Consider the following 21,339-nt stretch of genomic DNA (forward strand, 5'->3'; position numbering starts at 1 on the left):
ACGGCGCGCGTTTATGAGGTGCCGCGCCCCTTTGCAGTGTCGATGCCACTAGCGCAGTTTCGATCCCGGGTCGCGGTTCAAGCGAGCAGCGCGGGCAGCCGTTGCAGCAGCGTCGGCAGCGCCTTGCTGGCGGTTTCACGCACCGTCAGCGTGGCACCGGCGGACAGCGGCGTCGGCTCCGGATTGACCTCGATGACGACCGCGCCGCGGGCCAGCGCCAGGTCGGGCAGCCCGGCGGCCGGGTACACCAGGCCGGAAGTTCCCACAACGACCAGCACGTCGGCGGCTGCGGTGGCCTCGACCGCGGCCTGCCATGGTTCCTGGGGGAGGGGTTCGCCGAACCACACGATATCGGGGCGGATCAGCCCGCCACACGCGCATGTCGGGGGCTCTACCTCCAGCGCCGGCTCGGACATCTCCGGCAGCTCGCCGGTGTAGGGTATACCGCAAGTGGCGCAACGGAAGTCGAACAAACTGCCGTGCACGTGGTGCACCGGTGAGCTGCCGGCGCGCTCATGGAGGTCATCGACATTCTGAGTGACGACGCTGACCTCGGCATGCTGCTGCCAGGCGGCGACGGCGCGATGGCCCGCATTGGGTTCGACACGACTCACCAGGTAGTGGCGCCACAGATACCACCCCCACACGCGTTCGGGGTTTTGCAGCCAACCGCGCGTGCTGGACAGCTCGTAGGGGTCGAACTTGGCCCACAGCCCGTTCTTGTCGTCGCGAAACGTCGGAACCCCACTCTCGGCCGAGATTCCCGCTCCACTGAGCACCGTTACCCGCACCACACCACGATAGCCGCACTGCGCAATACTGAGCACGTGCGGTTGGCGCAGTGGCGACCGATCGGGCGGCAACCGGACCGCCCGCTGTTCGACCAACTCCGGATGCACATCATCGGGGCGATCCGGGACGGCACGCTAGCGCCCGGCGCCCGGCTGCCGACCGTGCGCGAGCTGGCCGGCGAGCTTGGGCTGGCCGTCAATACCGTGGCCCGCGCCTACCGCGAGCTGGAAGCCGCCCGCATAGTCGAAACCCGTGGCCGCCGAGGCACATTCGTCGCCCACCAGGACCCGTCGGATGCCGCGATGGCCGCTGCGGCCCGGGCATACCTCGACGTGGCCCGTGGGTTGGGACTGGGCAAGGCCGACGCGCTGCGCTATCTCGACGGCGCCGAGGATTAGCCGAACTCGATCAGCGGCGCTCAGGGTGATCCAAAGCGATTTTAAATCGATTGTCGTCTAACGGAATTCGCTGACATTGACGATGCGCAGGAACGCCGCACGGCGGACCCCGAGAAGCGCACCGGACTAAAGACCGCCGACGTGGCCGATAGCCGCCACGCCGTCGTGGCAGCCGAGCCGGGCCAGAGCCGACTCCGCGACGTAGGCTTTCGGCATGGGACGCCAAGTGTTCGACGACAAGCTGCTCGCCGTCATCAGCGGGAACTCCCTCGGGGTGCTGGCCACCATCAAACGCGACGGACGTCCACAGTTGTCCAATGTGCGGTATTACTTCGACGCCCGGCGCAACGCCGTGCAGGTGTCGGTCACCGAGCCGCGGGCCAAGACGCGCAACCTGCGCCGGGACCCGCGGGCGTCGCTTTTGGTGAGCTCCGATGACGGCTGGGCGTATGCGGTCGCCGAGGGCACGGCGGAGCTCACACCGCCGGCTATGGCGCCGGACGACGACACAGTCGAGGCGTTGATCACCTTGTACCGCAATATCGCCGGTGAGCACCCGGACTGGGACGAATACCGCCGGGCGATGGTCACCGATCGTCGGGTATTGCTGAATATGCCGATTGCGCACGTCTACGGTCTGCCGCCGGGCTTGCGGTAACGGCGCTAGGCTGCTGTTATGGCTGCATCCCACTCCGGGCCGGAGGACGAGATCAAGCGCAAGTTCCGCGAAGCCCTGGACCGCAAGAATGCGCGGTCGGAGGGTGGGGCCGACCACAAGGACGGCGGCGCCAAACCGCCCCGGACGCACGGGCCGGTGGAGAGCCGCCGGGAATTCCGCCGCAAAAGTGGTTAGTCCCGGGGCGGACCACGGCGGGCCGTAGGGCCGGTCTTACACTGAGCGGGTGGCGAAGCTGCAGCTCGCGCAAGAACCCGACGCCGACGCCTTGCTGGCGGCCAACCCCTTCGCACTGCTGGTGGGCATGCTGCTGGACCAGCAGGTACCGATGGAAACCGCGTTCGCGGGTCCGAAGAAGATCGCCGACCGCATGGGCGGTTTCGACGCTGCCGAGATCGCCGCCCACGATCCGCAGAAATTCGCCGCCTTGTGCTCGGAAAAGCCTGCGGTACATCGGTTTCCGAGCTCAATGGCCAGGAGGATTCAGGAGCTGGCGCAGATCATTGTCGACAAGTACAACGGTGATGCGGCCGGGTTGTGGACGGTCGGCGAGCCGGACGGGCCGGAGCTGCTGCGGCGGCTCAAGGAGCTACCGGGTTTCGGCGAACAGAAAGCACGCATTTTGCTGGCGTTGCTGGGCAAGCAGTACGGAGTGACGCCGCGAGGCTGGCGGTCGGCGGCCGGAGAATACGGCAAGGCCGGAACCCACCTCTCCGTTGCCGATATCGTCGACGCCGGCTCGCTGGAGAAGGTGCGGTCCTACAAGAAGCAGATGAAGGGAAGGGCGGCGCGGTGAAGACCCACCTGAACTGTCCGTGCGGCGAGGCCATCGTCGGCAAGGACGAAGACGAATTGGTCCAACTTGCCCAGGCGCACCTGGCCAGTGCGCATCCCGGGCGGGATTACGACCGCGACGCGATCCTGTTCATGGCCTACTGAACGTCCGGGTTGCTGCCGCTCGTTTGCGAAAGCGCGCGGCGGGAGGTCGACGCGCCGCTACGGCACCACCGTCGAGCCGATGGTGGGCATGAACTGGCACTGCTTGTCCTTGGTGGTGACCTGCCCGAAGATCGTCGACAAAATACTGCCCGACCCGGTGTCGACGATCGCGGTCAGCGTGGTCGGCCCGTCGGGGTTGATGTCGGGTTGCGGCTGGAGCCTCGCGGTGCCCGACTTGCCGTTGGTCAGGTTGACCCACGTGACGTTCAACGGCAGCCGCTGCACGTCGGCAGGGCCGGGGGTGCCGATCGCGGTGAACACATAGGCGGTCTGGCCGGCGCCGGGACCGGGGGTCGGAATCGTGGCCGGACCCGCCACCGACAGCGCGGTGGCGATGGAATTGCCGCCGTCCGCCAGGCAACCGGTGCCGATAGACGGGTAGAGGAACTCCTGCGTAGGCGGGGTGTCGGGGCTGGCTGCCGCACTCGCCGGGGCCGCGGCGGGTGCGGCGGGCTCCGCGGCCGCCGGGGCGGGAACCAGTGCCGGGGCGGCCGCCGGTTCGATCGTCAGGGCAGGTGCCGGCGCCGACGCCGGTGCGGGCCCGGCCGCATGCGCGGGGTCGATGCCGGGGGGCAAGTGCGCTTGGGCACCCGGAACCACACCGACCGGCGGGATGTGCGCGTTCGGATCCTGGACGAACCGATTCAACGTCGAGGCAACGTTTCTGGATTCTTCGGGGGCTGTCGGGTTGTGGGTAAAAGCCGATGCCGCCGCCATTAGCAGCTGCGACGCCTGCTGGGGATCGGCGGTGAACTGCTGAATGATCGGACTCAGCTGGGTCAGTGCCGGCAGTCCGGGCACCTGCAGCGACGGCAGCGGCTGGGGTGTCGCCGGATCACCGACGGCTGTCGGGCACAGCGCCAGGGCAGCGGTTGACGCGGCGGTCAGGGCGGCCAAACCGTTGACCATCTTCGATGTGCGAATCACGATGTTCTCCCGGTCCGTTGGTGGGGACTTGCCGGCCGACAAAGTTGGCCGGCAAGTGTCAGGGCAGCGCGGAAAGCAGCGGTGCCATCAGCACGTTGCCGGTCGCGGGTGCCATGCCCGGAGCCGAGGCCGGGGTCGTGCCCGGTTGGGCACCTCTCGGCAGCGGGATACCGCCGGTGGCAAGTGATGCCAGGTCGCCGGGCAGCGATACCTGTTGCGGCAGCGGCACCGGCAGGAAGGGCACCTGCGGCAGGCCCAGTTGCGCCGACGGCACCAATTGCGCAGGTCCGGCCGCCGGAGTCGGGGCGCCGGGTAGCAGCGAGGTCGCGCCCGGAAGGGCGCCAGGGACGGCCGAGGTGGCGCCCGGGGCGGCTGCGGATTGCGGCAGCTGCGGCATCTGGATCGCGGCACTGGCCAGCGGGGGCGGTGTGGCCGGCGCCGGCGGCGTCGCGCCCAGGGCGGTCGCGAGGCTTTGCAGCATCTGGGGCGCGCTGGCCGCCGTGTTGAGCAATTGCTGGCCGATGTTGGGGGCAGGGATCGGCGGCGCCGGGTCGGCGTGGGCTGTGCCCAACAAACCACCCGCCAATAGCGCTGCCGACCCTCCGAGCACGACGGCGGTGGCGCGTAACAACGTCCAAATCGTTGGCATGACTCTCCCAAGATCGCGGTAACAGGTCGGACCCGATAGTTCGCCTGATGTCAAAGTGACTCAAGTGACACGTGTGGCGGTTATGCGATCGTTACGCAGCCGAGCGGTCGCGGTGACAGGCACGCGGCCCGCGGCCTCGCCCGCGCATCCCGTGCGCGGATCGCTTTCTCGCTCGACATGGCCGCGCCGGGTCGCCGCTAAAGTCGAGCAGATAGACACGATCGCGGCCGCCCCGGCGGCACCTGGCACCCGTCGGCGGGCGGTTCGGCTGACCGCTGCCGGCCCGGTGTTGTTGGCCCTGAGCATCACGGCGCGGCTGGCCTGGACCTACCTGGCACGCAACGGCGCCAACTTCGTCGATCTGCACGTCTACCTCGGCGGTGCTGCCGCCATCAGCCATCCGGGCACCCTCTACAGCTACGTTTACGCCGACCAGACGCCGGATTTCCCGCTGCCGTTCACCTATCCACCGTTCGCAGCGGTGGTGTTCTACCCCCTGCATCTGCTGCCCTTCGGCCTGGTCGCGTTCTGCTGGCAGGTCGCGACTATGGCCGCGCTCTACGGCGTGGCTCGGGTCAGCCAGCGCCTGCTCGGCGTGCCGGCCGGTGCGGGCCGCCGGGTCGCGGCGGCGTGGACCGCGGTCGCGATCTGGCTTGAGCCGTTGCGCAGCACCCTCGACTACGGACAGATCAACGTCCTGTTGGTGTTGGCCGGCCTATGGGCGGTCTACACCACCCGGTGGTGGTTGTCGGGCCTGTTGGTCGGCGTGGCCGCCGGTGTGAAGCTGACCCCGGCGATCACCGGCCTGTATTTCGTCGGTGCCCGGCGCTGGACCGCCGCGCTGTTCGCGGCCGTCGTCTTCGGCGCCACCGTTGCGCTCTCGGCAGTCGTCGTCGGTGACCAGACCCGCTACTACTTCACCAGGCTGATAGGTGACCCGCACCGGGTCGGTCCGATCAGCACCTCGTTCAACCAATCCGTGCGCGGCGGAATCTCGCGGATCGTCGGTCACGATGCCGGCTACGGCCCGCCGGTCCTGGCCACGATCGCGGTTGCCGCGATACTGGCACTCCTGGCGTGGCGGGCATTGGGCGGCGGGACGCCGGACCGGCTGGGCCAGCTGCTGGTGGTCGAATTGTTCGGCCTTCTGCTATCGCCGATTTCGTGGACGCATCACTGGGTGTGGTTGGTGCCGTTGATGATGTGGTTGATTCACGGGCCGCTGCGCCATCGCCGCGGCGCACAGGTCCTCGGCGGGGGCTGGCTGGCGTTGACCCTCGTCGGCGTTCCGTGGTTGCTCAGTTTCGCGCAGCCGACAATCTGGCAAAGCGATCGTCCGTGGTATCTGGCCTGGGGCGGGCTGGTCTACATCGTGGCCACGCTGGCGACCCTGGCCTGGATCGCGGCGTCGGGGAAACGCCCGGCCGGTGTCGTTAGTCCCCGATGATCCTGTCGATATCGCGCGCCATCGCCACATCCTTGTCCGTGATGCCGCCTTCGGAGTGGGTCACCAACGCGAAGGTCACCGTTCGCCAACGGATGTCGATGTCTGGGTGGTGGTCCTTGGATTCGGCGTGCTCGGCTACTCGGCGTACCGCATCGATGCCGGCGAGAAATGACGGAAACTTGATCGAGCGGCGCAATGCGCCGTCGGCACGCTGCCACCCGTTGAGTTCGGGCAGTGCGGCGTCGACTTGCTCATCGGTTAACACAGCCATACTCCGACGGTATAGCGTCTCGTCGTGCCGAACCAGATCGTCGTTGCCGGAGCGGTCATCGCCGATGCCATGGTGCTGGTGGCGCAGCGCCGGCGGCCCTCGGAGCTGGCGGGGCGCTGGGAGTTGCCCGGCGGCAAGGTCGCACCCGGTGAATCCGAGCCCGCTGCGCTGGCCCGCGAGCTGGCCGAGGAACTGGGCGTCGTCGTCGCCGTCGGCGAGCGCCTCGGCGACGACATCGAGCTGAACACCACGACCACGCTGCGGGCCTACCACGCCCGGTTGCTGCTCGGCGAACCCCGCCCGCACGACCACCGTGAGCTGCGCTGGGTGACGGCGGCCGAGCTGGCCGAACTGGACTGGGTGCCGGCCGACCGGGGCTGGGTGCCCGCACTGACCCGGGCGCTGAACACCCGCTGAACCCCCGTCGGCCGGTCGTTTTCGCGATCACGGGCCGGCGCTGGCAGAATCGCCGGGTGGATTTTCGTAACGTCGCCATCGTCGCGCATGTCGACCACGGCAAGACCACGCTGGTCGACGCCATGCTGCGGCAGTCGGGCGCGCTGCGGGAGCGCGGCGAGGCCGCCGAGCGGGTGCTCGACACCGGGGATCTGGAGCGCGAAAAGGGCATCACGATCCTGGCCAAAAATACCGCCGTGCACCGCCGCCACCCCGATGGCACCGTCACGGTGATCAACGTCGTCGACACCCCGGGCCACGCCGACTTCGGTGGTGAGGTGGAACGTGGGTTGTCGATGGTCGACGGGGTGCTGCTCTTGGTCGATGCCTCCGAGGGTCCGCTGCCGCAGACCCGGTTCGTACTGCGCAAGGCGCTGGCCGCGCACCTGCCGGTGATCCTCGTCGTCAACAAAACCGACCGGCCCGACGCCCGCATCGCCGAGGTCGTCGAGGCCAGCCACGACTTGTTGCTCGACATCGCCGGCGATCTCGACGACGAGGCGGCCAGGGCCGCCGAAGCAGCCCTCGGCCTGCCGACCCTGTACGCGTCCGGGCGAGCCGGGGTCGCCAGCACCGTGGCGCCCCAGAACGGCCAGGTGCCCGCCGGCGACAACCTCGACCCGCTGTTCGACGCTCTGCTGCACCACATTCCGCCTCCCGGCGGCGATCCGGATGCGGCGCTGCAGGCGTTGGTGACCAACCTGGACGCGTCGGCGTTCTTGGGCCGGCTCGCGCTGGTCCGCATCTACAACGGCCGGCTGCACAAAGGCCAGCAGGTGGCCTGGCTGCGTGAGGTCGACGGCCAGGAGACCGTCGTCACCGCCAGGATCACCGAACTGCTGGCGACCGAGGGAGTCGGGCGCTCACCGACCGAGGAGGCCGTCGCCGGCGACATCGTCGTGGTCGCCGGCATCGGCGAGATCATGATCGGCGACACGCTCGCCGATCTTGCCAATCCGCAAGCGCTGCCGAGGATCCGCGTCGACGAGCCGGCGATCTCGGTGACGATCGGCACCAATACCTCGCCGCTGGCGGGCAAGGTGCCCGGCCACAAACTGACCGCGCGGATGGTCAAGGCGCGGTTGGACGCCGAGCTGGTCGGCAACGTGTCGATCCGGGTGCTCGACCTCGGCCGCCCCGATGCCTGGGAGGTCCAGGGCCGCGGCGAGCTGGCACTGGCGGTGCTGGTCGAGCAGATGCGCCGGGAAGGATTCGAGCTGACGGTCGGCAAGCCGCAGGTGGTCACCAAGACCATCGACGGCACGCTGCACGAGCCGTTCGAGGCGCTGACCATAGACTGCCCCGAGGACTACGTCGGCACGATCACCCAGCTGATGGCCGCCCGCAAGGGACGCATGGTCGAGATGGCCAACCACGCCGCCGGCTGGGTGCGGATGGAGTTCTCGGTGCCCAGCCGGGGGCTGATCGGCTGGCGCACCGACTTTTTGACCGAGACGCGCGGCACCGGCATCGGTCATGCGGTGTTCGACGGGTATGCGCCGTGGGCCGGAGCGATCCGGGCGCGTCACACCGGGTCGCTGGTATCCGACCGGTCGGGCACCGTCACGGCGTTTGCGCTGATCGCGCTGGCCGACCGTGGGCAGTTCTTCGTCGAGCCGGGACAGGACACCTACGAGGGCATGGTGGTCGGAGTCAACCCGCGTCCGGAGGACCTCGACGTCAACGTGACCCGGGAGAAGAAGCTGACCAACATGCGCTCGTCGACCGCCGACGTCCTCGAGACGCTGGCCAAGCCGATCCGACTGGACCTCGAGCAGGCGATGGAGTTCTGCGCGCCCGATGAGTGTGTCGAGGTGACCCCGGAGGTGGTGCGGGTTCGCAAGGTGGAACTGCAGGCCACGGCCCGGGCGCGCAGTCGCGCGCGGGCCAAGGTCCGCGGCGGGCCAACGGGTTAGCGTGAAGCCAGGTTGGATAGCCGAGCGAAGGAGCGCAATGGTGGAACCGGGTTTGTGGGGGGTGCTGACGATAATCGCTTTTTGCCTGGTATTGCTGTGCGCCGCCATTGCATCGTTCTACATCCAGCGGTTGCTCAATCGGGCGCCTCTCCCGATCAGTGAGGAGCTTGACAGCGCCTTTGTCATCATCAAGAAATTACGCAAGCGCCAACCACTCTCAGGAGATGAACTGGCCTATGCGCAGCAGATCATTGCCGATCGCAGTGCTCCGATGGCATTGTGCGCCCCCGGCACGTTGTTCATGCTGGGATTTTTTTATGTGTGTGGCAGCCTCTACCATTTGCACGGGGCAACGCCGTCCGAGCGGACATTTCTCGGGGTCATTCCCATGCTGGCGTCGGTGAACCTGGCCTTTCGCCTGATCAGCAGTGCGGGGCTGAAAAAGCGCCTTCGGGACCTATTGAGGGCCTATTGAGGTCCTAGTGGAGCAAGGACCGTGTCGGTTACTTCTCAAGAGAGTTGATATATAGTCGGGAGTCCGGGCCGCGCGGCAAGACGCGATGCCCGAGAACGGATTCGAAGAAGGTGATCGAGTGAGCCCTCGTTCGGTCGGCAGGACTCTGCTGGCGCGAACCTGGATGCCGCTGGTGACCGTCGTTGCAATCGGCCTCGGCCTGCTGGGGATGTGGAAGGTGCATCAGTTCTCCGCTCCGGCGCCGGTCATCACTGTCAATGGTCCGCAGGCACCCGAGGAGTTCAATCCCAAACGGCTCACCTACGAGGTGTTCGGCTCCGCGGGAACCGGCGGCAAGCTGGTCTACATCGACATCGACGGCCATCCACACCAGGTTGATGTCACGACGTTGCCGTGGTCCCACACGGAGACGACCACGCTCACGGTGGTTTCCGGCAGCGTGTCGGTGCACGTCCACGGTGGACAGGTGGGTTGCCGGATGTTGGTGGACGGTGTAGTCCGCGATGAACATTGGACTACCCACGAGGACGCCGACGTCGAGTGCAGAGTGAAGTCGGCATGAGCGAGCATCGGGCAGAGCAGGTGAAACGCCCCGTCATTCCCAGAATGGTCCGTGTCCTCGCGATCCCGATCATCGTCTTCTGGGGCCTGCTCGCCGTAACGACGAACACCTTCATGCCGAAAGTGGAAGACGTCGCGGCGGAGCTGGCCGGGCCGATGGTGCCGCATTACGCGCCCTCACAGCGGTCGATGTTGGCTATCGGCGCGAAGTTCCGCGAGTCCGACTCAACCAGCCTGGCCATGATCGTGTTGGAGGCCAACCGCCTGTTGGTCGTCGCCGACCACGAGTATTACGACGGTCTGATCCGCCGGCTCGAGCACGACACCCAGCACGTGCAATACGTGATGGATCTGTGGGGCAAACCGTTCACCGCGGCCGGGGCGCAGAGCCTCGACGGTCGATCGGCCTATGTGCTGCTTCGTCTGGCCGGCGACATCGGTCAGATCAAAGCCAACGAATCCGTGGCCGCCGTCCGCGCGATTGTCGCCGCAGACACCCCGCCACCCGGGTTGAAGGTCTACGTCAGCGGCGCGGCCCCGCTGGCTTCCGACACCCTCGCCATCGCCAATTCCAGCCTGAACAACGTCACGATCGTCACGATCGGGCTCATCATCGTGATGCTGCTGCTGGTCTACCGCCGCCCGTCGACCCTGTTGGTGCCCCTGCTCGGCGTCCTCATCGAGCTGCAAGTTGCCCGGGGGGTTGTCGCGACCCTCGGGCATTTCGGCTACATCGAGCTGTCGTCGTTCGCGGTGAACATCGTGACCGCGCTGACGCTGGGGGCGGGCACGGATTACGGCATCTTTTTGATGGGCCGCTATCACGAGGCGCGCCAGGCCGGCGACAGCCGGGAGGACGCCTTCTACACCGCCTACCGGGGGATAGCCCCCATCGTCGTGGGCTCGGGCCTGACGATCGCCGGGGCCGCCTTCTGCCTGACTTTCGCGCGGCTCAACTACTTCCACACCATGGGTCCGGCCGTTGCCATCAGCATGCTGTTCACCATCGCCGCAGCGATGACGCTGGGCCCGGCGATCTTGACCGTGGGCAGCCTGTTCGGGATGTTCGAACCGCGACAGGCCGCCAAGGCCCACCTCTACCGGCGCATCGGTGCGAGTGTGGTGCGGTGGCCGGTGCCGATCCTGGCCGCCAGCTCGGCCGTCGTGATGCTCGGGGCGATCTTCGTGCCGACCTACCGGCAGAACTACGACGATCGCCAATATCAGCCGCGCGACGCCCCGGCCAATCTGGGCTTCGCCGCAGCCGACCGACATTTCTCCAGGAGCAAACTCTTCTCCGAGATGCTGATGGTCGAAACCGATCACGACATGCGCAACTCGGCCGATTTCATCACGCTGGACCGGGTCGCCAAAGCTCTCATTCGCCTGCCCGGCGTGGCGATGGTGCAAAGCATCACCAGGCCTTTGGGTCACGCACTCGAGCACGCCAGCATTCCCTATTTGTTCACCACACAAGGCAGCGGCAACGGCCAGCAGCTTCCGTTTAACGTCGAGCAAAATTTGAATACCGACCAACAGGCGGAGATCCAGGCGCATTCCGTCGAAGTGTTGCGGAAAGAGGTTTTCTTCTTCCAGAGGATGTCCGATGAATTGCACCAAACCGTACTCACCGTTGAGGACCTGCAGCGAGTCACCGAGTCCATCAACGAGGAAGTCTCAAACCTCGACGATTTCTTCCGGCCGATCAAGAGTTACTTTTACTGGGAGAAGCACTGCTTCGATATTCCTATCTGCTGGACGTTCAGATCGGTCTTCGACACGGTCGACAACATCGACAAGTTGGCGGAAGATATCAACCACGCCAAACTGTCCCTCGAGGAGATCGACAAGATATTGCCGCAGATCATTGCGCAGCTGAAAGCCACGGCCGATGATACCGAGGCCCTCCAGTCGAAGTTGGTCAACAGCTACGGCTCCGCGGACCTTCAGTCCATCCAGACCGAGCAGACCTTCGACGATCAGATCAACGTCGGCAACGACTTCGACAAGTCGCGCAGCGACGACTACTTCTACATTCCCCACGAGGCTTTCGACAACGAAGACCTCAAGACCGGCATGAAATTGATGATGTCACCCGACGGCAAAGCGGCCCGGTTCATCGTCACTCACGAAGGCGACGCCATGGGACCCGAAGGTGTGGAACACGTCGAGCAGTTCCCCCGGGCGATCACCACGATCTTGAAAGAGACCTCGTTGGCCGGCGCGCGAATCTATCTCGGCGGCTCCGGATCGACCGACAAGGACATCAAGGAATACGCCGCCGCCGATCTGCTCATCGCCGCGATCGCCGCCTTGATCCTGATCTTTTTGATCATGATGTTCATCACCCGAAGTCTGGTGGCGGCCTTGGTCATTCCCGGCACAGTAGCGTTTTCCTACGCCGGGGCGTTCGGGCTGTCCGTACTCGTCTGGCAGCATCTCATCGGCCTGCATCTGCACTGGCTGGTGTTGCCGCTGACGTTCATCATCCTGGTCGCGGTCGGTTCGGACTACAACCTGCTGCTGATCGCCCGGGTCAAAGAGGAGATCCACGCCGGGTTGCACACCGGTCTGATCCGGGCGCTCGGAAGCACCGGCGGGGTGGTGACGTCGGCGGGCCTGGTGTTCGCGTTCACGATGCTGGCCATGCTCACCAGCGATCTGCGAACGATCGGGCAGGTGGGATCGACCGTCTGCATCGGACTGCTGCTCGACACGCTGGTGGTGCGGTCGTTCATCGTGCCGTCCATCGTTCGAATCCTGGGGCCATGGTTCTGGTGGCCGACCCTGGTACGCAGCCGCCCCCGGTGAACGTCAGGGCCGCAGCGCTGTGCTGCCTGACAGCCGGATCGCGCCGGCGGCGCGCTGCGCAGCCGGCTGACGCCGCGATCTCGCGACCCGGTGCGCCCGCCACGCCGGATCGACGACACCCGGGCTCACCGGAAGCGGCTCTCGATACCCTGTTGCGCGTGCCCGCATCAGCTCGCCGTGTCTGGATTCGCACCGGCGTGCTGGCGTCGGCGCTGATGCTGGCGGGTTGCACGGTCAACCCGCCGCCGGCGCCGCAAAGCACCGAGACCTCCAAGGTCGCGCCGCCCCCGCCGCCGCGGATCACCCAGATCATCATGGGCATCGACTCGATTGGCGCCGGTTTCAACCCGCACCTGCTGTCGGATCTGTCACCGGTCAACGCCGCGATCAGCGCGCTGGTGCTGCCCAGCGCGTTTCGGCCGGTACCTGACCCCGACACCCCCACCGGGTCGCGCTGGGAGATGGACTCGACGCTTCTGGTGTCCGCCGAAGTGACCAACGACAACCCGTTCACGGTGACCTACAAAATCCGGCCGGAGGCGCAGTGGACCGACAACGCGCCGATCGCCGCCGACGACTTGTGGTATCTGTGGCGCCAGATGGTCAGCCAACCCGGCGTGGTCGACCCGGCCGGCTACGACCTGATCACCGGCGTGCAGTCGGTCGACGGCGGCAAGCAGGCGGTCGTCACGTTCTCCCAGCCGTATCCGGCCTGGCGGGAGCTGTTCAACAACATCCTGCCGGCGCACATCGTCAAGGATGTCCCGGGTGGCTTCCCGGCCGGGCTGGCCCGCGCGCTGCCGGTTACCGGCGGGCAGTTCCGGGTGGAGACCATCGACCCGCAGCGTGACGAGATCCTGCTCGCCCGCAACGACCGGTTCTGGGGACCGCCGGCCAAACCGGATTTGCTCCTGTTCCGGCGGGCGGGCGCACCGGCCGCGCTGGCCGACTCGATCCGCAACGGCGACACCCAGGTGGCTCAGGTGCATGGCGGGTCGACCGCGTTCGCGCAGCTCTCGGCGATCCCGGAAGTGCGGACCGCCCGGATCATGACCCCCCGGATCATGGAGCTCACGCTGCGCGCGAATGTGCCCAAGCTGGCTGACGTGCAGGTGCGCAGGGCGATTCTGGGTCTGCTCGACGTCGACTTGCTGGCGGCCGTCGGCGCCGGTAGCGACAACACCGTCCAACTGGATCAGGCGCAGATCCGCTCACCCAGCGACCCCGGCTACGAGCCGACGGCGCCGGCGGCGATGAGCCGGACGGCGGCGCTGGGGTTGCTGCAGGACTCGGGTTATCAGGTCGAGAAGGACACCCCGCCGTCGGCCGCCGATCCGCCGACCGCCCCGGTGGGCAGCGGGCCGCCGGAGGGCACCCGTGGCCGGGTCAGCAAGGACGGCAAGCAGCTTTCGCTGGCTATCGGGGTGGCCGCCAACGACCCGACGTCGGTTGCGGTGGCCAACACCGCGGCTGACCAGTTGCGCGCAGTCGGGATCGCCGCGACCGTGCTGGCATTGGATCCGGTGGTCCTCTACCGCGACGCGCTGGTCAACGACCGGGTGGATGCGATTGTGGGGTGGCACCAGGCCGGGGGGAGTTTGGCGACCGTGTTGGCCTCGCGATACGGCTGCCCGGCGCTGGAGGCGACACCGGTGCCCACGTCGGGTGCGCCGGTTGGCGCGCCGACGTCGGCCGCCGGGCGGGCCCCGACATCCGCGGTGACTTCGGCTCCCACGCCGCAGACGCCCACAACACCGGGCCGTGCCGTGGAGCCGGGTGCGCTGGTGCAGGCGCCGTCGAACCTGACCGGGATCTGCGATCGCAGCATCCAGTCCAACATCGATGCCGCGCTGCAGGGCACCAAGAATATCGACGACGTGATCAAGGCGGTCGAGCCGCGGCTGTGGAACATGTCGACGGTGCTGCCGATCCTGCAGGACACCACGATCGTCGCGGCCGGGCCGAGTGTGCTCAACGTCAGCCTGTCCGGTGCCGTGCCCGTCGGCATCGTCGGCGACGCCGGCCAGTGGATGAAAGCCTCGCAGTGACGGCCGGGCGGGCCGGCCTTAGAGCAACGACAGGAGGTTGATCGGAAAATCGACCAGGAAGTCGGCGCCGGTGGCGTTAGCGGTGAGCATGTCGCCCAGGGCGCCGGCGAGGTCGAGGTTGCCGGCTGTGGTGAGACCGGAGCCGGCCAGCGCGGTGCTGCCGGCACCCAGGATCGTGGCGATGTCGAAGTTGCCCAGGAGGGTGGTGCTGGTGCCGCCCGCGACGGCCTTGTCGAGAGCGCTGCCGATGTTGGCGATCCAGGCGAAGTCGCCGGTGCCGTCGCCGGCTGTGGCCTCGCCGGCGCCGTTGGCGGTGGCGGAGTCGAGGATGCCGCCCTGGGCGGTGGCGTCGCTGTGGGCGAAGTTGGCGAATGCGGTTTCCAGGACGCCGTCGGCGTTCGCGTCGCTGTCGGGGCCGATCGCGGAGGCCAGGTCGCCGGTGCCGATGCCGGCGCTGGCGCTGCTGTTGGTGCCGATGGCGGAGGCCAGATCAGCGTGGCCCGCCGCGACCACGGTGTGGCTGTCGGTGCCGATGGCGGAACCGATGTTGACGTTGCCGCCGATGCCGACCCTGGCGTCGCTACCGGTGCCGATGGCGGTGGCCAGGTCGAAGTCGCCTTTCGTTCCGGCGCCGGCGATGCTGTTGGTGCCGTCGGCGAAGGCGTCATCGAAGAAACCGACCAATCCGGTGTCGGCGAGACTGTGGGCGCCGTTGGCGATCGAGACGTCGAAGCCGCCGCCCAACCCGGCGCCGGCGGTGCTGTCGGTGCCGTGAGCGATCGCGACATCGAGGACTTGAGGAAAGAAGCTGGCCAACCCCGCGACGGCTTTGCTGCCGGGGCCGTCGGCGACCGCGAGCAGAAAAGTTCCGCCCGTGGCCTGGGCGTTGGCGCCGTCGCCGATGGCGATCGCGAGGTTGTCGGCGCCCGAGGTGGCCGTGGCGGTGTTGTCGGTCGTCGGAAACAAATCCATCCCGTCGACGGAGACTTGCATGTCCATCGCCGATGTCGTCGCTGCCGGATCCGGCGGGCCTCCGAGTTGATCGATCCACGACGATGCCGGCACCGGCGCGGGAGCGGGCTCGGCTGAAGCGATCGCCGGGCTGCCTCCCAGCGCCACCCCGATGCCCAGCCCGATGGTCAGGACGCTCAGTCGATGACGGGTCGCATGCTCCACCGGTCGTCCTTTCTTCAGCCGCACCCGACGGATACGCGATGTTCGCAGTGCGGGGCGAGCATCCACCGGATGCCGCAGTGTACTATGCTGCGCGCCGCCCGGCACTCGTTTTCGCTGCAGGCGGCGGCAGAAAAGACCCGGTCGCGACCGACGGTAGCCGTGGTGCCCTCAGCAAGACGTGCCGGTAGCGGACGCCGGGGGGATGACGGTGTCGACGATGCGGATCAGGTCGTGCTTGCTGGGAGGAGCGCCGGTGAGCATCAGGTGCTGGTTGATCAATGCTGGTCCCACCCGGGCGGCCAGCGGGCCGAGCATGTCGGACTTGATCTCGCCATCGCGTGCGCCGGCGCACAGGATCGACTCGATGATCCGAAGGCGCGGGGCCACCACGGCGTCGGCGAAGATGGCGCGCAGTTCGGGCGCGTGGATGAGCTGGGCGATGATGGCCAGACCCGGGAACGCGGTTTTGCCGGCCAGCACATCGCAGTGCGCAGTGAACACCGCGAGCAGGTTTTCCCGCGCCGATCGGCTGTTGCACGGCTCCGGAATTGCCGGCAGCGCATACTCTAAGGCGTCCCGGATCAGGGAGCGCTTGCTGGACCACCGCCGATACAGCGCGGCCTTGCCGGTGTGGGCACGCGCCGCGATCCTTTCCATAGTCAGCCCGGCGTACCCCACGTCGGCCAGTTCAGCCAGAGCGGCGTCGTACAACGCATGCTCGAGTTCTTTGCCTCGCCGGCGGGGCCGGACCGCGACCTGTTGGGCCATTGGCCAATAGTAGGCAACTCGGTCTTTCCCATCGTGGGTGGCTGAGCCGGTCCGTCGGTAGCGCTGTGTTGGCACCCGGCGGCACCACCAGGGGGTCGGTAGGGTACCACCATGCTGGAGACGCCCCGGCTGATGTTCGTGCACGCGCATCCCGACGACGAGAGTTTGAGCAACGGCGCCACCATTGCGCACTACACTGCGCGGGGCGCGCAGGTGCAGGTGGTCACCTGCACGCTGGGCGAGGAGGGCGAGGTCATCGGCGACCGCTGGGCGCTGCTGGGCGTCGAGCACGCCGATCAACTCGGCGGTTACCGCATCGGTGAGCTGACCGTTGCGCTGCGGGCGCTGGGCGTCGGCGAGCCGACCTTCCTTGGCGGCGCGGGACGCTGGCGGGATTCCGGCATGGCCGGGACGCCACCCCGCCGTCAGACCCGCTTCATCGACGCCGACGAAGATGAGGCGGTGGGTGCGCTGGTCGCGCTCATCCGCCGGTTACGCCCGCACGTCGTGGTGACCTACGACCCCGTCGGCGGTTATGGGCATCCCGACCACATTCGCGCCCACACCGTCACCACCGCCGCGGTCGCGGCCGCGGGCGGCGACGGCTACCCGGGTGCGCCGTGGACGGTGCCCAAGTTCTACTGGACGGTGACGGCCGGGAGCGCGATCGCGGCGGGGCGCAACGCGCTGGGCCCCGGCGACCTGCGGCCCGGGTGGGTGCTGCCGCCGGGCGGCGCTGAGCCCGGGGTGAAGGTCTATTCCGACGATCAGGTCGACGCCGTCATCGACGCCGAGCACGCGTTGCCGGCCAAGCGGGTGGCACTTGCCGCGCATGCCACCCAGATCGTCGTCGGACCGACCGGACGGGCGTGCGCCCTGTCCAACAACGTCGCCGTGCCCATCCTGGGCCGGGAGCATTACGTTCTGGCCGCCGGCACGCCGGGATCCCGCGACGAGCGCGGTTGGGAGAGCGACCTGCTCGCCGGACTCGACCTCGGCTAGCCGGTGTGGCCCGGTAGGCTGCCCAACGAGGCTGCCGCGGAAGGAATTCGGATGGACTCGACTGTCAGCAAGACCGGTGCGGCCGATCCGGTGATGCGGATCGTCGTCGTGACGTTACTGGCCGTCGACGGGATTCTCTCGGCAGTGGTCGGCGCCCTGCTGCTACCCGCCTATATCGGTTCGGTTCCCTTTCCGGTCAGCGCGTTGATCAGCGGTCTGCTCAATGCCGCCCTGGTGTGGGCGGCCGGGGCGTGGACGAAATCGGCCCGGGTGGCCGCCCTGCCGCTGTGGACCTGGTTGGTGACGATCGCGGTGATGTCGTTGGGCGGTCCCGGTGACGATTGTATCTTGGCTATGACCTGTGGCGGGCCGGGATACCGCGCGATTCTGCTGTTGGCTCTGGGCGTGGGGCTGCCGGTGTGGGTGCTGTGGCGGCGTCGGTCTCCGCACTCAGGGGAGGAGACCGAACAAGGCTCCGATGTCGGCTAGCCCGCCGGGGTCCACGGCCGCGGGCGGGGCCGGCGGCAGCAGGCTGTTCACCCAGTCGGCCTCGGTGGTGGCGAAGGTGTCGAAGGCGTCGGTGGCTGCTGTGCCGACGTTGTTGAGTGCCTGGGCGAGATCGACGGTCCCGCTGAGCAAGTCGGCGGTGTTAAACACCAGGCTCTGCAGGATCGGCTCGTCGAGGTCGTAGAAGAACAGCAGCTGCGGTGCCAGCAGCCCGGCGAGCGGCACCCAGCCAACCGCCCAGGACTCCAGGTTGACCCCGTAGGCCATCCACGGTTCGACCGCGTTGTAGAAGGCCTCGATGTCGGCGCCGATGTCTGCGCCGACAGACCCGGCGGTAAGGACCGCGGCGGTGACCTCGTCCGGTGCGGGCGTGAGCACGGCCGGTGTCGGGTCCGGCAGATCCGGCCCGGGTAGTTGGGCCGCCGAGGTCAGTCGAAGTGCCGCCGGGTCGGCGGTAGTCGCGAGGGTGGGCGTCGCCGACGGTGTCAGCACAACGACGGCGGCACTGACGACCGCGCTCACCGCGGTAGGCAGTGACCGGGCAAAAACGTCCATAACGACTCCTCGACTATGCACGTCAGGCAGTGAGCCTAACTGCTTCGCCGCGCCGGTGCGCAGTTCACGGCGCGATGTCGCGGCAAAGCGGCGACCGTGATGGCCGGGGATTCTGGGCGGCGCGGTGTGGCGCTACTGTTGCGCGTATGGCACGCGCGGAGGTTTCGGGTTGTGCGGACCCGCCGATGAGATTCGGCCAGGACCTACTCAGCCCGACGGTGCCGTCGAAATTCAACTCGGCCGCGCTGCGCCGCGTATTGCGACGGGCCCGCGACGGGGTGGTGTTGAACGTCGACGAGGCCGCGATCGCGATGACGGCCCGGGGTAGGGATCTGACCGACTTGTGTCGCAGCGCGGCGGGAGTGCGTGATGCGGGTCTGCAGTCGGAGGGGCGGCGTGGCCCCAGCGGCCGGCTGCCGGTCAGCTATTCACGCAAGGTGTTCATCCCGGTCACCCACCTGTGCCGTGACAACTGCCACTACTGCACGTTCGCCACCGTGCCCGCCAAGTTGCTCGCCCGTGGCGCCGGCCTCTATCTGGAGCCCGACGAAATTCTGGATATCGCCCGCCGTGGCGGCGAACTCGGCTGCAAGGAAGCATTGTTCACTCTCGGTGACCGGCCCGAGGATCGGTGGCCCCAGGCGCGTCGGTGGCTCGACGAACGGGGCTACGACTCGACACTGTCGTATGTGCGGGCGATGGCGATCCGGGTGCTCGAGGAAACCGGTTTGCTGCCGCATCTCAATCCCGGCGTGCTGAGCTGGTCGGAGCTGTCGTGGCTGAAACCGGTGGCGCCGTCGATGGGAATGATGCTCGAAACGACCTCGCGGCGGCTGTTTGAAACCAAGGGTCTTGCCCACTTCGGCAGCCCGGACAAGGATCCTGCGGTTCGGTTGCGAACGTTGACCGACGCCGGCCGGTTGTCGATCCCCTTCACCACCGGGATTTTGGTCGGCATCGGCGAAACACTGCGTGAGCGCGCAGAGACATTACACGCAATCAGAAAGTTGCACAAAGAGTTCGGGCATATCCAGGAAGTGATCGTGCAGAACTTCCGCGCTAAGGAGCACACCGCTATGGCGGCCGCGCCCGACGCCGATATCGACGACTTCGTGGCCACGGTGGCGGTCGCACGCCTGGTGCTTGGCCCGGGGTTGCGCATCCAGGCGCCGCCCAACCTGGTATCGGCAGCCGAGTGTCTGACGCTGATCGCCGCCGGTGTCGACGACTGGGGCGGGGTCTCCCCACTGACACCCGACTATGTGAACCCCGAACGGCCCTGGCCCGCTGTGGCTGAGCTGGCCGCCGTCACCCGCCAAGCCGGTTACGACCTGGTGGAGCGGTTGACCGCGCAGCCTAAGTACGTGCTGGCCGGTCCGGCATGGATCGACCCGCGGGTTGCCGGTCATGTTGCAGCGCTGGCCGACCCGGCCACCGGATTGGCTCGTGCCGGCAATCCGGTCGGCATGCCGTGGCAAGAACCCGACGACGTAACGTCTTCGGGCCGAATAGATCTCAATGCGTCGATCGACACCGAGGGTCGCAACAGCGCTACCCGCAGCGACCTGGACAGTGCTTTCGGTGACTGGGACTCGATCCGAGCGCAGGTGCGTGAGCTGGCTGGGCGTGCCCCCGAGCGCGTCGAAACCGACGTGCTGGCGGCGCTTCGGTCGGCCGAACGGGATCCGGGCGGCTGCACGGACGCCGAATACCTGGCGCTGGCCACTGCCGACGGTCCCGCACTGGATGCCGTTGCGCGATTCGCTGATTCATTGCGCCGGGACGCGGTGGGCGACGACGTGACGTTCGTGGTGAACCGCAATATCAATTTCACCAACATTTGCTACACCGGTTGCCGGTTCTGTGCGTTCGCGCAGCGCAAGGGGGACGCCGACGCCTATTCGCTGTCAACCGCCGAGGTGGCCTACCGGGCGTGGGAAGCGCACCTGGCGGGGGCCACCGAAGTGTGCATGCAAGGTGGTATCGACCCCGAACTGCCGGTCGGCGGCTACGCCGCTTTGGTGCGTGCCGTCAAGGAGCGGGTACCGTCGATGCACGTGCACGCTTTTTCCCCGATGGAGATTGCGAACGGGGTGACCAAGAGCGGCTTGAGTATTCGCGAATGGTTGATCAGCCTTCGCGAGGCCGGTCTGGATACCATCCCGGGCACTGCGGCGGAAATCCTCGACGACGAGGTCCGCTGGGTACTCACCAAGGGCAAGCTGCCCACGTCGCTGTGGGTCAAGATCGTGACGACTGCGCATGAGGTCGGACTGCGGTCGTCGTCGACGATGATGTACGGGCACGTCGACAGTCCCCGACACTGGGTCGGCCACCTCAACGTGTTGCGCGACATCCAGGACCGCACCGGGGGCTTCACCGAGTTCGTGCCGCTGCCGTTTGTGCATCAGAGTTCGCCGTTGTATTTGGCCGGCGGAGCGCGGCCGGGCCCCAGCCATCGCGACAATCGGGCCGTGCACGCGCTGGCCCGAATCATGTTGCACGGCCGGATTCCGCACATCCAGACGAGTTGGGTCAAGCTGGGAGTCCAACGCACCCGGGTGATGCTCGCCGGTGGCGCCAACGACCTGGGCGGCACGCTGATGGAGGAGACCATCTCCCGGATGGCCGGCTCCGAGCACGGGTCGGCCAAGACGGTGCCGGAGTTGGTGGCGATCGCCGCCGGCATCGGCCGCCCCGCCCGCCAGCGCACCACCACCTACGAGCCGCTGTCCGCCTGAGTGGTGCGGGCCGGCGGTTCTTTTGACCGCACGCACCGCTTGCAGTAGCTTGGAGAGCGTTTAATTCCGGGGTGGCGCGTGGCGCAACCTGTGTCTTCACTGCCGACTACTCGTGGGAAAGCCGAGGGGAGATTGCTCGTTCGAGTCGCCCGCAAGACACTGTG

The 21,339-nt window shown here is 67.4% G+C and carries 22 protein-coding genes; 15 read left to right on the forward strand and 7 right to left on the reverse strand.

Translation table 11 applies throughout. The annotated features are described in order from the left end of the window. Positions 1-77: 77 nt before the first annotated feature. Positions 78-791 (reverse strand): NAD-dependent deacylase, encoded by a 714-nt coding sequence (locus F6Q13_RS03730; RefSeq protein WP_293052419.1) that lies wholly within the window; start codon positions 789-791, stop codon positions 78-80. Positions 792-893: 102 nt separating this feature from the next. Between F6Q13_RS03730 and F6Q13_RS03735 the strand changes: the two genes are divergently transcribed. From F6Q13_RS03735 to F6Q13_RS03755, 5 genes are all read left to right on the forward strand, one after another. Continuing rightward, a complete protein-coding gene (locus F6Q13_RS03735) occupies positions 894-1,190 on the forward strand; it encodes a GntR family transcriptional regulator (RefSeq protein WP_293052493.1) in 297 nt (98 codons plus the stop codon). A gap of 214 nt (positions 1,191-1,404) precedes the next feature. Beyond that, on the forward strand, positions 1,405-1,848 hold the full coding sequence (locus F6Q13_RS03740; protein ID WP_293052422.1) for a PPOX class F420-dependent oxidoreductase: 444 nt from the start codon (positions 1,405-1,407) through the stop codon (positions 1,846-1,848). Between the two features lie 18 nt (positions 1,849-1,866). Continuing rightward, positions 1,867-2,043, forward strand: a complete 177-nt coding sequence (locus tag F6Q13_RS03745) for a DUF5302 domain-containing protein (RefSeq protein WP_293052424.1) — start codon at positions 1,867-1,869, stop codon at positions 2,041-2,043. Between the two features lie 49 nt (positions 2,044-2,092). Then, complete coding sequence (locus tag F6Q13_RS03750) at positions 2,093-2,662, forward strand: HhH-GPD-type base excision DNA repair protein (RefSeq protein ID WP_293052426.1); 570 nt, start codon at positions 2,093-2,095, stop codon at positions 2,660-2,662. Further along, complete coding sequence (locus F6Q13_RS03755; protein ID WP_293052429.1) at positions 2,659-2,805, forward strand: DUF1059 domain-containing protein; 147 nt, start codon at positions 2,659-2,661, stop codon at positions 2,803-2,805. The genes F6Q13_RS03750 and F6Q13_RS03755 overlap by 4 nt, the downstream gene beginning before the upstream one ends. Before the next feature lie 57 nt (positions 2,806-2,862). On the opposite strand, the gene F6Q13_RS03760 is transcribed toward F6Q13_RS03755, so the two are convergent. Both F6Q13_RS03760 and F6Q13_RS03765 read right to left on the reverse strand, forming a co-directional pair. Then, the gene (locus F6Q13_RS03760) at positions 2,863-3,774 is read right to left on the reverse strand and encodes a hypothetical protein (protein WP_293052496.1); all 912 of its coding nucleotides are present in this window, start codon (positions 3,772-3,774) and stop codon (positions 2,863-2,865) included. Positions 3,775-3,850: 76 nt separating this feature from the next. Further along, positions 3,851-4,441, reverse strand: coding sequence for a hypothetical protein (locus F6Q13_RS03765; RefSeq protein WP_293052431.1), 591 nt, complete (start codon positions 4,439-4,441; stop codon positions 3,851-3,853). Between the two features lie 151 nt (positions 4,442-4,592). Between F6Q13_RS03765 and F6Q13_RS03770 the strand changes: the two genes are divergently transcribed. Then, positions 4,593-5,888: a mannosyltransferase gene (locus F6Q13_RS03770; RefSeq protein ID WP_293052499.1), complete on the forward strand. Its 1,296-nt coding sequence runs from the start codon at positions 4,593-4,595 to the stop codon at positions 5,886-5,888. On the opposite strand, the gene F6Q13_RS03775 is transcribed toward F6Q13_RS03770, so the two are convergent. Further along, positions 5,875-6,159 carry a 4a-hydroxytetrahydrobiopterin dehydratase gene (locus F6Q13_RS03775; protein ID WP_293052434.1) on the reverse strand — a complete coding sequence of 95 codons (285 nt, stop codon included), beginning with the start codon at positions 6,157-6,159 and terminating at the stop codon, positions 5,875-5,877. The two genes, F6Q13_RS03770 and F6Q13_RS03775, sit on opposite strands and share 14 nt — an antisense overlap. Before the next feature lie 24 nt (positions 6,160-6,183). Here F6Q13_RS03775 and F6Q13_RS03780 point away from each other — a divergent pair, with 24 nt between their 5' ends. The 6 genes from F6Q13_RS03780 (at position 6,184) to F6Q13_RS03805 (ending at position 14,426) form a co-directional block, all read left to right on the forward strand. Further along, the gene (locus F6Q13_RS03780) at positions 6,184-6,576 is read left to right on the forward strand and encodes a (deoxy)nucleoside triphosphate pyrophosphohydrolase (protein WP_293052437.1); all 393 of its coding nucleotides are present in this window, start codon (positions 6,184-6,186) and stop codon (positions 6,574-6,576) included. 56 nt (positions 6,577-6,632) lie between these two features. Continuing rightward, complete coding sequence (gene typA, locus F6Q13_RS03785) at positions 6,633-8,531, forward strand: translational GTPase TypA (RefSeq protein WP_293052440.1); 1,899 nt, start codon at positions 6,633-6,635, stop codon at positions 8,529-8,531. A 40-nt stretch (positions 8,532-8,571) separates the two neighbouring features. Continuing rightward, positions 8,572-9,006, forward strand: coding sequence for a hypothetical protein (locus F6Q13_RS03790; RefSeq protein WP_293052443.1), 435 nt, complete (start codon positions 8,572-8,574; stop codon positions 9,004-9,006). A 163-nt stretch (positions 9,007-9,169) separates the two neighbouring features. Beyond that, positions 9,170-9,568 (forward strand): MmpS family transport accessory protein, encoded by a 399-nt coding sequence (locus tag F6Q13_RS03795; RefSeq protein WP_293052502.1) that lies wholly within the window; start codon positions 9,170-9,172, stop codon positions 9,566-9,568. Next, positions 9,565-12,378: an RND family transporter gene (locus F6Q13_RS03800; protein ID WP_293052446.1), complete on the forward strand. Its 2,814-nt coding sequence runs from the start codon at positions 9,565-9,567 to the stop codon at positions 12,376-12,378. Before F6Q13_RS03795 ends, F6Q13_RS03800 begins: the two co-directional genes overlap by 4 nt. Positions 12,379-12,530: 152 nt before the next feature. Beyond that, positions 12,531-14,426, forward strand: a complete 1,896-nt coding sequence (locus F6Q13_RS03805; protein ID WP_293052505.1) for an ABC transporter family substrate-binding protein — start codon at positions 12,531-12,533, stop codon at positions 14,424-14,426. Positions 14,427-14,444: 18 nt separating this feature from the next. On the opposite strand, the gene F6Q13_RS03810 is transcribed toward F6Q13_RS03805, so the two are convergent. Together F6Q13_RS03810 and F6Q13_RS03815 are read right to left on the reverse strand one after the other, a co-directional pair. Then, positions 14,445-15,602, reverse strand: a complete 1,158-nt coding sequence (locus F6Q13_RS03810) for a hypothetical protein (RefSeq protein ID WP_293052449.1) — start codon at positions 15,600-15,602, stop codon at positions 14,445-14,447. 168 nt (positions 15,603-15,770) lie between these two features. Then, positions 15,771-16,370 carry a TetR/AcrR family transcriptional regulator gene (locus F6Q13_RS03815; RefSeq protein ID WP_293052451.1) on the reverse strand — a complete coding sequence of 200 codons (600 nt, stop codon included), beginning with the start codon at positions 16,368-16,370 and terminating at the stop codon, positions 15,771-15,773. Positions 16,371-16,481: 111 nt separating this feature from the next. Between F6Q13_RS03815 and mshB the strand changes: the two genes are divergently transcribed. Continuing rightward, complete coding sequence (gene mshB, locus F6Q13_RS03820) at positions 16,482-17,372, forward strand: N-acetyl-1-D-myo-inositol-2-amino-2-deoxy-alpha-D-glucopyranoside deacetylase (RefSeq protein ID WP_293052454.1); 891 nt, start codon at positions 16,482-16,484, stop codon at positions 17,370-17,372. 51 nt (positions 17,373-17,423) lie between these two features. Next, positions 17,424-17,861 (forward strand): hypothetical protein, encoded by a 438-nt coding sequence (locus F6Q13_RS03825; protein ID WP_293052457.1) that lies wholly within the window; start codon positions 17,424-17,426, stop codon positions 17,859-17,861. Here F6Q13_RS03825 and F6Q13_RS03830 read toward each other — a convergent pair. After that, positions 17,823-18,434 (reverse strand): hypothetical protein, encoded by a 612-nt coding sequence (locus F6Q13_RS03830; RefSeq protein WP_293052460.1) that lies wholly within the window; start codon positions 18,432-18,434, stop codon positions 17,823-17,825. The two genes, F6Q13_RS03825 and F6Q13_RS03830, sit on opposite strands and share 39 nt — an antisense overlap. A 185-nt stretch (positions 18,435-18,619) precedes the next feature. Between F6Q13_RS03830 and F6Q13_RS03835 the strand changes: the two genes are divergently transcribed. Then, positions 18,620-21,175, forward strand: coding sequence for a bifunctional FO biosynthesis protein CofGH (locus F6Q13_RS03835; protein ID WP_293052463.1), 2,556 nt, complete (start codon positions 18,620-18,622; stop codon positions 21,173-21,175). Positions 21,176-21,339 lie beyond the last annotated feature (164 nt).

It is taken from the genome of Mycobacterium sp., assembly GCF_008709575.1.
In the GTDB taxonomy this organism is placed as follows: domain Bacteria; phylum Actinomycetota; class Actinomycetes; order Mycobacteriales; family Mycobacteriaceae; genus Mycobacterium.

Coding starts and splice junctions, on each gene's coding strand:
- F6Q13_RS03760 (WP_293052496.1), bottom strand. CDS start 3,774: ATGGTCAACGGTTTGGCCGCCCTGACCGCCGCGTCAACCGCTGCCCTG.
- F6Q13_RS03745 (WP_293052424.1), top strand. CDS start 1,867: ATGGCTGCATCCCACTCCGGGCCGGAGGACGAGATCAAGCGCAAGTTC.
- F6Q13_RS03835 (WP_293052463.1), top strand. CDS start 18,620: ATGAGATTCGGCCAGGACCTACTCAGCCCGACGGTGCCGTCGAAATTC.
- F6Q13_RS03795 (WP_293052502.1), top strand. CDS start 9,170: ATGCCGCTGGTGACCGTCGTTGCAATCGGCCTCGGCCTGCTGGGGATG.
- F6Q13_RS03740 (WP_293052422.1), top strand. CDS start 1,405: ATGGGACGCCAAGTGTTCGACGACAAGCTGCTCGCCGTCATCAGCGGG.
- F6Q13_RS03735 (WP_293052493.1), top strand. CDS start 894: ATGCACATCATCGGGGCGATCCGGGACGGCACGCTAGCGCCCGGCGCC.
- F6Q13_RS03830 (WP_293052460.1), bottom strand. CDS start 18,434: ATGGACGTTTTTGCCCGGTCACTGCCTACCGCGGTGAGCGCGGTCGTC.
- mshB (WP_293052454.1), top strand. CDS start 16,482: ATGCTGGAGACGCCCCGGCTGATGTTCGTGCACGCGCATCCCGACGAC.
- F6Q13_RS03815 (WP_293052451.1), bottom strand. CDS start 16,370: ATGGCCCAACAGGTCGCGGTCCGGCCCCGCCGGCGAGGCAAAGAACTC.
- F6Q13_RS03765 (WP_293052431.1), bottom strand. CDS start 4,441: ATGCCAACGATTTGGACGTTGTTACGCGCCACCGCCGTCGTGCTCGGA.
- F6Q13_RS03825 (WP_293052457.1), top strand. CDS start 17,424: ATGGACTCGACTGTCAGCAAGACCGGTGCGGCCGATCCGGTGATGCGG.
- F6Q13_RS03800 (WP_293052446.1), top strand. CDS start 9,565: ATGAGCGAGCATCGGGCAGAGCAGGTGAAACGCCCCGTCATTCCCAGA.
- F6Q13_RS03775 (WP_293052434.1), bottom strand. CDS start 6,159: ATGGCTGTGTTAACCGATGAGCAAGTCGACGCCGCACTGCCCGAACTC.